Source organism: Cobetia sp. cqz5-12 (assembly GCF_016495405.1).
In the GTDB taxonomy this organism is placed as follows: domain Bacteria; phylum Pseudomonadota; class Gammaproteobacteria; order Pseudomonadales; family Halomonadaceae; genus Cobetia.
In genome coordinates, this window is record NZ_CP044522.1 from 394,544 (window position 1) to 407,821 (window position 13,278).

Genomic DNA, 13,278 nt, shown 5'->3' on the forward strand with positions numbered 1-13,278 from the left:
TCTCGACCTCCCGTGCCAGTCGTCCCGCTGGCCGCGAGAGGCATGAACGTCCCTTGCCCTGACCGAGCCCTGACCATGACTCCCAAACGCAAGCAGTGCCTGTATATCGTCACGGCCATCGTGCTGCTGGCCGCCCTCGCGGTGGGCCTCACGCTCTATGCTCTGCGCGCCAACATCAATGCCTTCTATACCCCGACCCAGATCGCCAATGGCGAGGCGCCCCAGGGGCGTCAGATCCGCGCAGGCGGCATGGTGCGCGATGGCAGTGTCAGGCGCGACAACGAGACGCTGGATGCCATCTTCACCGTCACCGATTTCGATCATGACGTGACGGTGCATTATCAGGGCATTCTGCCGGACCTGTTCCGTGAAGGGCAGGGCGTGGTGGTGATGGGCACCTTCGATGGTGATCATCTCGAGGCCAGCGAAGTGCTGGCCAAGCATGACGAGAAGTACATGCCGCCGGAGGTATCCGACGCACTCAAGGCCTCCGGGCGCGATGTGTCTGGCAACAGGACCGGGAACATGGCTGGGAACGAGTCGAGCGACAAGATGTCCGGCTCCTCCGTGGTCGAGAAAGCTTCGCGGGAGGCGCAGTGATGGTGACGCAACTGCTGCCGGAAATCGGCCACTTCGCGCTGATTCTGGGTGCCTGTCTGGCCCTTGTGCAGGCTGTCGTGCCGCTGGCGGGGGCCGCCACACGTCGCCCGCTGTGGATGAGCTTCGCCCAGCCGATGGCCTGGGGTCAGTTCCTATTCGTGCTGATCGCCTATGCCTGCCTGACGGCGAGCTTCCTGCTGGATGATTTCAGCGTCGCCTACATCGCCAACAACTCCAACAGTCAGCTGCCGTGGTACTTCAAGTTCAGCGCCGTCTGGGGCAGCCATGAGGGCTCGGTGCTGCTGTGGAGCCTGATTCTGGCCGGTTGGGGCTTTGCCGTCTCGCTGGGCGCGCGCCATCTGCCGCGCGACATGCTGGCACGGGTGCTGGGCATCATGGGGCTGATCTCGACTGGTTTCATGGCCTTCGTGCTGCTGACCTCCAATCCCTTCGCACGCCTGTTGCCGGACATGCCGACAGATGGCGCGGACCTCAATCCGCTGTTGCAGGACATCGGCCTGATCATCCATCCGCCGATGCTCTACATGGGCTATGTCGGCTTCTCGGTAGCCTTCGCCTTCGCGATGGCAGCGCTGATGGGCGGGCGTCTCGATGCTGCCTGGGCACGCTGGGCGCGTCCCTGGACCAACATCGCCTGGGCGTTCCTCACCGTCGGCATCGCGCTGGGCAGCTGGTGGGCCTACTACGAGCTTGGCTGGGGCGGCTGGTGGTTCTGGGACCCGGTCGAGAATGCCTCCCTGATGCCGTGGCTGGCCGGTACCGCCCTGATCCACTCGCTGGCGGTCACCGAGAAGCGCGGTGCCTTCAAGAGCTGGACGGTGCTGCTGTCGATCTTCGCCTTCTCGCTGTCACTGCTGGGCACCTTCCTGGTGCGCTCCGGCGTGCTGACCTCGGTGCACGCCTTCGCCAGTGACCCCGACCGTGGCCTGTTCATCCTCGTGCTGCTCGGTATCACCGTCGGTGGCTCGCTGTTGCTGTTCGCGCTGCGCGCACCGCGCGTGCGCTCGACGCTCGGCTTCCACTGGCTGTCGCGTGATGCCTTCCTGCTGGTCAACAACCTTGTGCTGCTGGTGATGATGGTCACCGTGCTGCTGGGCACCCTCTATCCGCTGGTGCTGGATTCGCTGGGGCTGGGCAAGATCTCGGTGGGTCCGCCGTACTTCAATGCGCTGTTCGTGCCGCTGACCACGCTGCTGTGTGCCTTCATGGGGCTCGGGCCGGCCTCGCGCTGGAAGCAGATGCCGGGGCGCGAGCTCGCACGCCGTCTGGCACTTTCCGGCGGCGCGGCACTCATCATCGGCGGGCTGTTGCCGCTGTTGTTGGATATCGAGTGGAGCTTCTCGGTGGCGCTCGGGCTGGTCATCGCGCTGTGGGTGGTGCTGCCGCTGCTGCGCGACCTGTGGGACAAGAGTGCCTCGAAGGCAGGGCGCTGGGCGGGCCTCAAGCGCCTCACGCCCAGCTACTGGGGCATGCAGCTGGCGCACCTGGGCCTGGCGGTGACCATCGTCGGTGTGACGCTGGTCTCCAATACCGAAGTTGCCGAGAACGTGCGCATGGTGCAGGGCAAGGAGGTCAGCGTGGGCGGCTATCAATTCCGCATGACCGAGCTTGGCGAGTATCGCGGCCCAAATTACCTGTCGGACCGTGCCACGGTAGAGGTCAGCCGGGATGGCGAGGCGGTGACGACGCTGCATCCCGAGAAGCGCCTGTTCCTGGCCAGCGGCATGCCGATGACTGAAACCGCCCTCGATGCCGGCTTCACGCGTGATCTCTACGTCGCCATGGGCGAGAAGCTCGATGATGACAGCTGGGCAGTGCGGATTCAGGTCAAACCCTTCGTGCGCTGGCTGTGGCTGGGCGCCTTGCTGATGGGCGCAGGTGGTGTGATCGCCGTGCTGGATCGCCGTTATCGTCGTCGTGTCGAGACCAGCACGGTGACCGACAATCCCTCACTCACCCCGCAGGAGGCTCGCCCATGAATCTTCGTCGTCTGGTGCTGTTCGTGCCGCTGCTGGCCGTGGTGGGGCTGGGTGCCTTCCTCTACCAGCGCCTCGATGATGACCCCTATGCGCGAGATTCCGCGCTGCTGTCGCGGCCCTTCCCCGAATTCTCGCTCAGCACGCTGAGTGACCCGCAGGCGCGCATCGATGCCTCGCTGCTCAAGGGCCAGGTCAGTCTCGTCAATGTGTGGGGCGAGTGGTGTCCGACCTGCAAGCATGAGATGCCACAGCTGCTGGACCTCGCCGATCGTGGCGTGCGCATGATCGGCGTCGACTACAAGGACACGCGCGCCAAGGGGCATGAGTTTCTTGAGGAGTTCGGGAATCCCTTCAGTCTCAACATCTTCGATCCCGATGGCACGCTGGGCTTTGATCTTGGCGTCTACGGTGCACCGGAAACCTTCCTGGTCGATGCCGAGGGCGTGATTCGCTATCACCACACCGGCTATATCCGCCCGGAAGACATCCGCGATGTGATCATGCCGACGCTGGAGCGAATCGCCGAGCCAGCGGCTGCCGACAACAAGAGCCGCAATGAGGCCCGTTCATGAAGCCTGTCCTCAAGAGCTTTGCCATCCCGCTGGTACAGGCATTGGTCGTGCTGCTGTTTCTCTCATGGCTGGCGGCTGGCAAGGCACAGGCTGCCATCGAGGTGCATCAGTTCGACAACCCCGTGCTGCAGAAGCGCTACGACAGCCTGACGGCAGCCCTGCGCTGCCCCAAGTGTCAGAACCAGGCAATCGGCGACTCGGATTCGCCGATTGCCGGCGACATGCGTCAGAACGTGGCCGACCTGCTCAAGGATGGTCGCAGCGACAGCGAGATCCAGAATTTCATGGTCGCGCGTTTCGGCGAGTACGTGCTCTACAATCCGCGCCTCGATGGGCGTACCTGGCTGTTGTGGGGCGGCCCGGCGGCGCTGATCCTGATCGGCTTGATGATCGTGACACTGATCGTGCGTGCCCGTCGCCGTGCGCGTGTGCGTGCGCTGGATGATGATGAGCAGGCGCGTCTGTCGGCGCTGCTCGCCACGCACCGCGAAGTTTCTCGAGATGCCAAGGAGCGTTCATGATCCTGCTATGGCTGGCGATTGCCGTGCTGTTGATTCCTGCCGGCTGGCTGCTGTTGCTGCCGTTGCGGCGTGCGCGTCGCGTGCATGCCGATCAGCAGGCGTTCGAGGACAACGACAGTCTCGGCGCCGAGAACGTGCGCGTCTATCGGCGTCGACTGGCCTCGCTGGAGCGTGGTCACGCGCGGGGCGAGCTGGATGACACGGCGCTGGCGGAAGGGCGGATCGAGCTGGAACGCAGCCTGCTGGAAGACGCCGAGGCTTTGAGGCGCTCACCGCTCAAGGCTGCAAGCAGTGGCCGTGTGCTGGTGCCCGTGTTGCTGGTGGCGATGGTGGCGGGGTCGCTCTACTGGTATCAGCGCGAAGGCGCGAGCGGAGACCTGGCGCTGGCGCAGGCGATCGCCGCCACGCCGATCCATGATGCCGCCAGCTTCGAGGCGCGCCTCGCGCGTCTGCGTGCCGAGGCCGAGGCCCAGCCCGACAACGCCAAGGTATGGATGGCGCTGTTTCCGCTCTACCGCGATGCCGGACGCCTCGATGAGGCCATGCAGTCACTCGAGGCGTTGATCGCGCTCGAAGGTCGCGTACCCGCATTGATCGCGCAGCTGGCGCAGCTCAAGTTCTTCGCCGCCCAGCGTACCTTGACCGATGAGGTGCAGGGGCTGATCGATGAGGTGCTGGCAGCCGATCCGCGTCAGCCCACGGTACTCGGTCTGCTGGGCATCGAGGCCTTCGACCATGCCCGCTATCCCGAGGCCATCGACTACTGGCGCAAGGCGATTGCCGGCTTCGAGAATCCCGATGCCGCCAAGGCACTGCGCGAAGGCATCAAGGCCGCACGCCAGCGCATGGCCAGTGCCGGAGACGTCGATGCTTCGATCGCCCTGGCTCCCTCGGCAGCGAGGGATAACGACGCGGCGGATGCGCAGGGAGCGAGGACTGATCAGGACACCAAGGAGGGCGCCGCACGTCTGACGCTCAAGGTGTCACTGGACCCGGCACTCGAGGCGCAGCTGGCGGCGCTGCCGGTCAGTGCCGAAGCGGCGACCCTGTTCGTCGTGGCGCGTGATGGCGAAGGCAAGCTGCCGCCGCTGGCAGTGGTGCGCACCACCGCGGACAGGCTGCCGCTGACGCTCACTCTGTCGGACGACAATGCCATGGCTCCGATGGCACGGCTCTCGATGGCCGAGCGCGTCACGCTCGTGGCGCGTATCTCCGCTTCCGGGCAGCCGGCGGCCCAGCCGGGGGATCTCGAAGGCACGCTCGAGAATGTCATCGTTACTCGCAGCACCGAGGCCGATGCCGATGTCAGCCATGAGGCTGCGGACGCGCCGCTGATGCTGCGTATCGACCACCGCGTCACTCAGTAAGTCGCGATTGGTCCTATATCCCGCGCGATGACGGCTTCGTTTGTCATTGCGCCGGTTGGGGCCATCGCCGCTTTTGGGTAGACTGCGCGCTGGTTTTTCGAAAATCCCCTCGATGACCGGCTGTCTCGTCGTAAGGACATGTTTACCTTGCGGCGGTGCGGGATCTCCCCACGGAGGTCTGCAAGGCCGGAGCGTGTCAGGTTTTCTGCACCAGCCACTCTTCTCCCAGACTCAAGGACGCGCCAGGCGCAATGCGGCTCAAATCGATCAAGCTGGTCGGCTTCAAATCCTTCGTCGATCCGGTCACCGTGCCCTTCGACAGCAACATGACGGCGATTCTTGGCCCCAACGGCTGCGGGAAATCCAACGTCATCGATGCTGTGCGCTGGGTGATGGGCGAGTCCAGCGCCAAGAACCTGCGTGGCGAGTCGATGACGGACGTCATCTTCAATGGCTCCACCGGGCGCAAGCCGGTGGGGCAGGCCTCCATCGAGCTGACCTTCGACAATGCCGACGGCAGCCTCGGTGGCGCCTGGTCCGAGTATGCCGAGATAGCGGTCAAGCGTCTGGTGACGCGCGATGGCCAGTCCGGCTACTTCCTCAATGGCCAGAAATGTCGCCGGCGTGATATCGCCGACGTCTTCCTCGGCACCGGCCTCGGGCCGCGCTCCTACTCCATCATCGGTCAGGGCATGATCTCGCAGCTGATCGAGGCGCGCCCGGATGACCTGCGCAGCACCCTCGAGGAGGCCGCAGGCATCTCCAAGTACAAGGAGCGCCGCCGCGAGACCGAGAACCGCATGAAGCGCACCCAGGAAAACATGGAGCGCCTGGATGACCTGCGTGAGGAGCTCGACAAGCAGCTCGAGCGCCTCAAGCGTCAGGCGGAAGCCGCCAAGCGCTATCAGACTCTCAAGCAGGATGAATATCGCCTCAAGGGCGAGCTGGCCGTGCTGCGTCGGCGTGGCCTGCGTGCGCAGCAGCGCGAGCAGCAGTCACGCGTCGCGGAGCTGGAAACCGGTGTCGAGCGCGAGATTCTCGGTCAGCGTCAGTGCGAGAGCCAGCTGGAAGAGCAGCGCTATCAGCACGACGAGCTGGCCGGTGAGCTGGAAACCCATCAGGCCGCCTTCTATGAGACCGGCGCCCAGATCGCGCGCCTCGAGCAGAGCCTCGAGCACGCCCGCACCCGTGAGCAGCAGCTGGCGGCGGATCTCGAGATGGCCCGCCGCGAGCTGAGCGACATTCAGCGCGTCGAGGGTGAGGACGGCGAGCGCCTCGAGATGATCGATGCGCGCCTGGAAGACATCGCCCCTGAACTCGAGCTGGCCCGCGAGACCCTCGAAGGGCTCGAGCTGTCATTGGAGGAGGCCGAAGAGCGCCGCCAGGACAGCCAGAGCGATTGGGAGCGCTTCAGTCAGGCCGACAACGAATCCCAGCGTGGTGCCGAGCGGGCCCAGAGCGAGATCCAGCAGCTCGAGAATGCCATCGCTGACGCCGAGCGCCAGCGCGAGCGCCGTCGCCAGCAGCTGGCGGAGCTGCCGGATGTCGCCGAGCTGCGTGAAGCCCGCGAGGAGCTGCGCGAGCAGCTTGATGAATTGTCGCTCAGCGGCGAATCACTGGAGTCGCGCCGCGAGCAGGCCAGTGAAGCCCGTGAGCAGGCCCAGGCTGATCGTCTGGCGCTGGATGGTGAGCGCGATCAGCTGCGCCAGCGTCGCAACGTCCTGCAGGGCGAGAAGGCCTCGCTTGAGGCACTGATCGACGCGGCGCTGCGTGACGACGATGACAGCCTGGCGAGCCACCTGGAGCAGCACGGGCTCGCCGAGACCCCGGCGCTGGCCGAGGGGCTCGAGGTCGCCGAGGGCTGGGAATCGGCAAGTGCCTGGGTGCTGGGCCCCTTCCTCAAGGCGCGTCTGGCGGCGAGCGAGCCGTCGCGTCTGGCCACGCTGTTGGATGAGCTGCCCGGCGGCGAGCTGTTGCTGGTTGATGGCACGCCGGCGTCCAGCGCGACAGCCCGCCCCGCTGGCACCCTGGCGGCACAGGTGAGCGGCGCGGATGCCCTGGCCGGTTGGCTGGCCAGCATTCATTGTGTCGAGTCGCAGGCCGCCGCCTGGGCCAGGCGTGATTCACTGGCCGCGCACGAGAGCGTGCTGACGCCGGATGGCCTGTGGCTGGGGCAGGGCTGGAGCCGCCGTCAGGTGGCCGGTGAACGTGCCGATAGCGTCATCGCCCAGCGGGCGCGCCTCGAGCAGGTCGTGCTGGAGCTCGAGTCATTGGATGAGCGTCTCGAAGAGATCGAGACGCGTCTGGCCGCAGCCGCCGAACAGATTGCCGGCGCCGAGCAGCAGCTCGAGCATCTGCGCGTCGAAGAGCGGGAGCTGGGCGAACGTCAGCGTGAACTCAGTCTCAAGGAGGCCGGCATCGCCAGCCGCCTGGAGCATGTCGATGGCCGCGCCCGAGAGCTGGATGAAGAACTCGAGCAGCTGGCGGAAACGCGCGAGACTCAGGCCCTGACGCTGGAGGAGGCGCGTGAGCGCTGGCAGCAGGCATTGGAGGCGGTCGAGAACAACGCCCAGTCACGTGAGTCGCTGGAGCGTTCACGGCGCGAACATCAGGAGGCGCTGGCCGGGCTGCGTGCCCAGCTGGCGCCCGCGCGTGAGCAGGTCAACCGTCTCGACATGGAGCGTCAGCGCCTGACCACCGAGCGTGATGGCATGCAGGGCCAGCGCATGCGAGCTGTCGAGCAGCGCGAGAAGCTCGCCGAGCGCATCGAGATGCTCGAGGCCAGCCGCGAAGAAGCCTCGCTGCCGCAGGAAGAGGAGCGCGAAAAGCTCGAGATGCTGCTCGAGACGCGTCTGTATCAGGAAACCAAGCTCAACGCCTGTCGTGACAAGACTCATGAATTGGTCGAACAGATGCGTCAGGCGGAACAGTCGCGTCAGACTCATGAACGCAATCTCGAGGGGATTCGCCAGCGTCTCGAGGAAGGTCGTATGCAGGTGCAGGCGCTGACCCTCAAAGGCGATGCGCAGGACGAGCAACTGGTGGAGCTGGGCTATGACGAAGCAGCGATCACGCAGCTCGAGGACGAGCTGGATCCCAATGCCGCCGAGTCGACCTGGAGCCACAACCTCGAGCAGATCGGCGAGCGCATCAAGCGGCTGGGGGCCATCAACCTGGCGGCCATCGAGGAATACGATCAGCAGGCCGAGCGACGCAACTATCTGGAAGCCCAGCATGCCGAGCTGAGCGAGGCGCTGGAGACCCTCGAGCGCGCCATCCGCAAGATTGACCAGGAAACACGGGTGCGCTTCAAGGACACCTTCGACAAGGTCAATGCCGGAATCCAGGCGCTTTTCCCCAAGATCTTCGGGGGCGGAACCGCATGGTTGACGCTGACTGGTGATGATTTGCTGGAGACGGGAGTCGCGATCATGGCGCGGCCACCGGGCAAGAAAAACTCCACCATTCACCTGCTGTCAGGCGGCGAGAAGGCACTGACGGCACTGGCGCTGGTCTTCGCCATCTTCCAGCTCAATCCGGCCCCGTTCTGCATGCTCGATGAGGTGGATGCACCGCTGGATGATGCCAACGTCGGACGCTATGCGAGGCTGGTGAAGGAGATGTCGGAAAGCGTACAGTTCATCTATATCACCCATAACAAGATCGCCATGGAAGCGGCAGATCGGCTGATGGGTGTCACCATGCAGGAACCCGGCGTCTCGCGCCTTGTCTCTGTAGGGATAGAAGAAGCTGCCGTGCTTGCCGAAGCGTGAGGGAAAAGCCGTTCAGGAGGGCAAGGTCATCCTCCGGCGCGGTAGCCAGTGGCCGCCTTGGCGGCCTAGTTGGCAAGATCGTGTTGCATCTAGAGATCGAAAGCACTACGAGTTTGCGTCATAGTGTCAGTCAGGGATAATTGAAGGGCGATTGCGCAGGTCACCACCACAGGATTGACATTCGAAAAAATGTCCCCTTTTTCTGCAATCGCGCTATGCTGTTCACGTGCATGGTGCCCAAGCAAACAGGCTAATGACCCATGGAATTGAGAGAGTGGCTCATCTTGTTGGGGTTGGTGCTGGTCGCAATCATCGTCGTTGACGGTGTGCGCAGGCTCCAACGTCAACGTCGAGTACCCCGACTGGATCGAGCGGGTACAGAGGATTCCACCGACGATGCGGGCAATCCCGCGGTGGAAGAAGAGGAAGAACGTGACAACTGGGAGCTGCCGAACGGCGGCTACCGGGTGGTTGGCGATTCCGGAACGCATGCCGAGGACGAGGAAGATGTCGTGCTCGACAATGCTCATGGCATCAAGGCCTCGCGGGTGACTCAACCGAGTCGTCCGGCGCAGCCCATGGAGCGTCGTGAAGCGCCGGAGCGCAAGGGCTTCGGCGAGCGTGCGGCTGCCTTCGGTGCACGTGCCAGTCAGTCAATGCGCGATGTGACGGCCAGTCTGGGCGCACGGCGTGACGACGAGCATGAGCACGACGATGCGCATCATGAGCCCGTGCTCGGCAGCGCCTCCAGTGAGCAGGCCGAGACGGCGCGCGAAGACGACTTCCATGAGAAGCCGGTGATCACCGCCGAGGACGACAGCATCAGCGTCTCCTCCACCCAGGCCGATGATCTCGAGCCGATGGCCGAGATCGAGGAAGGTCAGGATGCCAGGACTGAGGCGTCCTCCGCTGGCAAGCCGGCCGATGTCGCCAGCAGTGCTTCCCAGCGCCAGGAACCTTCACTGGAAGCGGCCGTCGCGCCTGCTGCCGATGCGACAGCGCCCGAGGATGATCGTCATCCTCTGGTGCTGCGTGCCGAACGCAATCAGGTCGATGACCAGCTCGCACGTGACACCTTGGCCGACGCCAGTGAAGTCATCATCATCTCGGTGATGGCGCGTGGCGATGAGGGCTTCAGCGGTGAAGACGTGCTGGGTATCTCGCTGGCCTGTGGTCTGCGTCATTCCGAGATGGGGCTGTTCCTGCGCCACGAGGAAGATGACGATGACAGCCCGCTGCAGTTCGCGATGGCCAACGTGGTCAAGCCGGGCATCTTCAAGCCGGCCGAGATGGTGGACAGCCAGCTGGATGGCGTCACCTTCCTCATGCCGCTACCGGGCGCGGACGACACCTCCGCCGCCTTCGAGACCATGGTCGAGATCGCCATGCTGCTGGTGCGTCGTCTGGGGGGTGAGCTGAAAGACGAGAACCACAGCGTGATGACGGCCCAGACCATCGAGTTCAAGCGCCAGCAGGTGCACGAGTTCGAGCGCCGCAATCGTCTGCATCGCTACCAGGCCAACTGATCGACTCCCCAGCCATTCTCTGAGTCGACCAGTCATGCCAGAACGCCAACGGCGACCTTCGGGTCGCCGTTGGCGTTTTCGTTCCTGGTCACAGTACAGACGGCTTGAAGGTTCGGACTCGTGGTCGCATTGAGTACAATGGCAGCATCAAGGCGACCCCTCCGCCTGCAAGTCTTTGCAAGCTCTTGCAAGGGCGTCAGGTCGGAGGGTTCGCCACCCGTTTTCAGGTCGCTCAGCGCTGTCTTCTGGCAGTGCTGGCGAGCCACTGTATCGAGTGAGTGTCATGTCAGCCCAGGATGATCTGTTTTCGGCGCCCGCCGATGATTCCAACGCCTCGAGCGCTTCTCGCTCCGCTGCACCGGCCGCGCTGGAAGGCGTGCCAGCCAAGGTGATGGAGGAGGTTGCGCAGCTGCATCGCGAGCTGCTTGATGCCAGCCACCGCTATTACGTGCTGGATGATCCGACGCTGACTGATGCTGACTACGACACGCGCCTGCGACGTCTCGAAGCGCTGGAAGCCGAATATCCTCAGCTGATCAGCTCGGAATCGCCTACCCAGCGTGTCGGAGCCGCGCCGGCCAGCGGCTTCGAGGAAGTGCAGCATGCGGTGCCGATGCTGTCGCTCAACAACGCCTTCGATGACGATGAGCTGCGAGCCTTCGTGCAGCGTGCGGCGAAAACGCTGGAGCTGGGAGACGCCCAGGATGCTGGGAATGAACTGAGCTTCTGCTGCGAGCCCAAGCTCGATGGCCTGGCCGTGTCGCTCATCTATGAGAACGGCGTATTGGTGCAGGGCGTGACGCGCGGCGATGGCCGCACCGGCGAAGGCATCACCACCAATCTGCGCACCATCCGCTCGATTCCGCTCAAGCTGCGGGGTGATGATCTGCCGGCGCTGCTGGAAGTACGTGGCGAGGTCTACATGAGCCACGCTGGCTTCGAGGCGCTGAACGCGCGCGGCCGCGACGAGGATGGCAAGGTGTTCGCCAACCCGCGCAATGCCGCGGCCGGTAGCCTGCGCCAGCTGGATTCCAACATCGCCGCTTCGCGTCCGCTGGAATTCTGCGCCTATCAGGTCGCGCGGGTAGATGATGCATTGCTCGCCAGCGAGGCCGGCCAGAATCATTCCGGTCTGATGGCGCTGCTCAACGACTATGGCTTCCGCACCAGCCCGCAGCTTGAGGTGGTGCGCGGCGCTCAGGGCATCATCGACTACACCCGCCGCCTCGGCGAGCAGCGCGATGGCCTCGATCACGACATCGATGGCGCGGTCATCAAGCTCGATGCACTGCGTCTGCAGCGTGAACTGGGCTTCGTGGCGCGCGCACCGCGCTGGGCCATCGCCTACAAGTACCCGGCGCAGGAGCAGGAAACCACCTTGGAAGGTGTTGATTTCCAGGTCGGACGCACTGGCGCGCTGACACCGGTCGCCCGTCTGGCACCGGTGCAGGTCGCCGGTGTGGTGGTCTCCAACGCCACGCTGCACAACATGGACGAGGTGGAGCGTCTCGGCGTACAGATCGGTGACAGCGTCATCATCCGCCGCGCCGGCGATGTCATCCCGCAGGTGGTGCGGGTCGCCAGTGAAGGTGCCAGCCGCGAAGCCATCGTGCTGCCGGACGGCTGCCCGGTGTGTGGCTCCGAGATCGAGCGCCTCGAAGGCGAGGTGGTGGCACGCTGCGCGGGCGGACTGATCTGCGCCGCGCAGCGCAAGGAAGCCCTCAAGCACTTCTCCAGCCGCAAGGCGCTGGATGTCGATGGTCTCGGTGAGAAGCTGATCGAGCAGCTGATCGAACGCGAGCTGGTCAAGACGCCGGCGGATCTGTTCCACCTGGGAGCTGCCACCCTGGCCGAGCTGCCGCGCATGGGCGATAAGTCCGCCGCCAATCTGGTCGCCTCGCTGGACAAGAGCCGCAACACCACCTTGGCGCGCTTCATCTACGCCCTCGGCATCCGGGAAGTCGGGGAAGCCACCGCCGCGAATCTGGCCACGCACTTCGGTACGCTTGAAGCGCTGCGCGCAGCCGATCAAGCCGCGCTGGAGGCAGTGGAAGATGTCGGCCCCATCGTCGCCGCGCATATCCATACCTTCTTCCAGCAGCCGACCAACAACGAGACGCTGGAAGCGTTGCTCGCCTGTGGCTTGAGCTGGGAAGAGGTCGAGATCGGTGAGCGTCCCCAGCCGCTGGCAGGCCAGACCTGGGTGCTGACCGGCAGCCTCGACAGCATGACGCGCGATGAAGGCAAGGCGCGTCTGCAGGCGCTGGGCGCCAAGGTGGCGGGCAGTGTCTCGAAGAAGACCGCTGGCGTAGTCGCCGGCGAGGCTGCAGGCAGCAAGCTGGAGAAAGCGATGCAGCTGGGCCTCACGGTGCTGGACGAAGCGACCTTCGTGGCGCGCTTGGCCGAATGGGAATCCGGGGCTGATGCACGGCAGGACAATCCGCAAGACAGTGCGCAAGACAGCGCGGGAGAGGATGCATGAGTACGGATACGCTGAATGATGCACCGCAGGCGGCGTCACGCCACCCTGATGATGGACAGGAGCTACCCATGAGCCAGATGCCGCTTGATCAGATGGATCCGAAGGATCGCTTCATCGAGGTGCCGCAGACCATGCTGCCCGCCGATACACGGCGCGCCCTGCTGGAAGCCTTCGTCACTCGTCAGGGCTACGACACCACCGATGTCGGTGAAGGCATGGCCGGCTGGGTCGCGGAGCTGGAAGGCCAGCTGTCACGCGGCAAGCTGTTGATCGTCCACGATATCGGCACCGAATCCACCGAGGTGATGACGCTGGAACAGTGGCAGTCCTTCGGTCGCCAGCTGGCGGACGACGAGGAAGAAGGCGACTGAGCCCGCCTGTTCCAGCTCTTTCATCAGCCCTTTTTCAGGCTGAGAAATCAAAATGCCCTTGGCGAA

At 64.5% G+C, this 13,278-nt stretch carries 9 protein-coding genes; all 9 read left to right on the forward strand.

Annotated features, from left to right (window positions below; genetic code table 11):
- The first annotated feature begins 75 nt into the window (after positions 1–75).
- The 9 genes from ccmE (at position 76) to F8A90_RS01885 (ending at position 13,212) form a co-directional block, all read left to right on the forward strand.
- Positions 76–600, forward strand: a complete 525-nt coding sequence (gene ccmE / locus F8A90_RS01845) for a cytochrome c maturation protein CcmE (RefSeq protein WP_200018655.1) — start codon at positions 76–78, stop codon at positions 598–600.
- Positions 600–2,600, forward strand: a complete 2,001-nt coding sequence (locus F8A90_RS01850) for a heme lyase CcmF/NrfE family subunit (RefSeq protein ID WP_233593400.1) — start codon at positions 600–602, stop codon at positions 2,598–2,600. The genes ccmE and F8A90_RS01850 overlap by 1 nt, the downstream gene beginning before the upstream one ends.
- Positions 2,597–3,172, forward strand: coding sequence for a DsbE family thiol:disulfide interchange protein (locus F8A90_RS01855; RefSeq protein ID WP_200018656.1), 576 nt, complete (start codon positions 2,597–2,599; stop codon positions 3,170–3,172). The genes F8A90_RS01850 and F8A90_RS01855 overlap by 4 nt, the downstream gene beginning before the upstream one ends.
- Positions 3,169–3,693: a cytochrome c-type biogenesis protein gene (locus F8A90_RS01860; RefSeq protein ID WP_200018658.1), complete on the forward strand. Its 525-nt coding sequence runs from the start codon at positions 3,169–3,171 to the stop codon at positions 3,691–3,693. Before F8A90_RS01855 ends, F8A90_RS01860 begins: the two co-directional genes overlap by 4 nt.
- Positions 3,690–5,060: a c-type cytochrome biogenesis protein CcmI gene (gene ccmI, locus F8A90_RS01865; protein WP_200018660.1), complete on the forward strand. Its 1,371-nt coding sequence runs from the start codon at positions 3,690–3,692 to the stop codon at positions 5,058–5,060. Before F8A90_RS01860 ends, ccmI begins: the two co-directional genes overlap by 4 nt.
- A gap of 251 nt (positions 5,061–5,311) precedes the next feature.
- A complete protein-coding gene (smc, locus tag F8A90_RS01870) occupies positions 5,312–8,833 on the forward strand; it encodes a chromosome segregation protein SMC (RefSeq protein ID WP_200018662.1) in 3,522 nt (1,173 codons plus the stop codon).
- Between the two features lie 260 nt (positions 8,834–9,093).
- Entirely contained in the window at positions 9,094–10,359 is a 1,266-nt protein-coding gene (locus tag F8A90_RS01875) for a cell division protein ZipA C-terminal FtsZ-binding domain-containing protein (RefSeq protein WP_200018663.1), read from the forward strand.
- Positions 10,360–10,750: 391 nt separating this feature from the next.
- On the forward strand, positions 10,751–12,841 hold the full coding sequence (gene ligA / locus F8A90_RS01880) for an NAD-dependent DNA ligase LigA (protein WP_233593622.1): 2,091 nt from the start codon (positions 10,751–10,753) through the stop codon (positions 12,839–12,841).
- Between the two features lie 92 nt (positions 12,842–12,933).
- On the forward strand, positions 12,934–13,212 hold the full coding sequence (locus F8A90_RS01885) for a YheU family protein (RefSeq protein WP_166019899.1): 279 nt from the start codon (positions 12,934–12,936) through the stop codon (positions 13,210–13,212).
- Positions 13,213–13,278 lie beyond the last annotated feature (66 nt).

Bases quoted from the DNA above. Each gene is read 5' to 3' on its own strand.
- ccmE (WP_200018655.1), top strand. From the start codon at position 76: ATGACTCCCAAACGCAAGCAGTGCCTGTATATCGTCACGGCCATCGTG.
- F8A90_RS01860 (WP_200018658.1), top strand. From the start codon at position 3,169: ATGAAGCCTGTCCTCAAGAGCTTTGCCATCCCGCTGGTACAGGCATTG.
- ligA (WP_233593622.1), top strand. From the start codon at position 10,751: ATGGAGGAGGTTGCGCAGCTGCATCGCGAGCTGCTTGATGCCAGCCAC.
- ccmI (WP_200018660.1), top strand. From the start codon at position 3,690: ATGATCCTGCTATGGCTGGCGATTGCCGTGCTGTTGATTCCTGCCGGC.
- F8A90_RS01850 (WP_233593400.1), top strand. From the start codon at position 600: ATGGTGACGCAACTGCTGCCGGAAATCGGCCACTTCGCGCTGATTCTG.
- F8A90_RS01885 (WP_166019899.1), top strand. From the start codon at position 12,934: ATGGATCCGAAGGATCGCTTCATCGAGGTGCCGCAGACCATGCTGCCC.
- F8A90_RS01875 (WP_200018663.1), top strand. From the start codon at position 9,094: ATGGAATTGAGAGAGTGGCTCATCTTGTTGGGGTTGGTGCTGGTCGCA.
- smc (WP_200018662.1), top strand. From the start codon at position 5,312: ATGCGGCTCAAATCGATCAAGCTGGTCGGCTTCAAATCCTTCGTCGAT.
- F8A90_RS01855 (WP_200018656.1), top strand. From the start codon at position 2,597: ATGAATCTTCGTCGTCTGGTGCTGTTCGTGCCGCTGCTGGCCGTGGTG.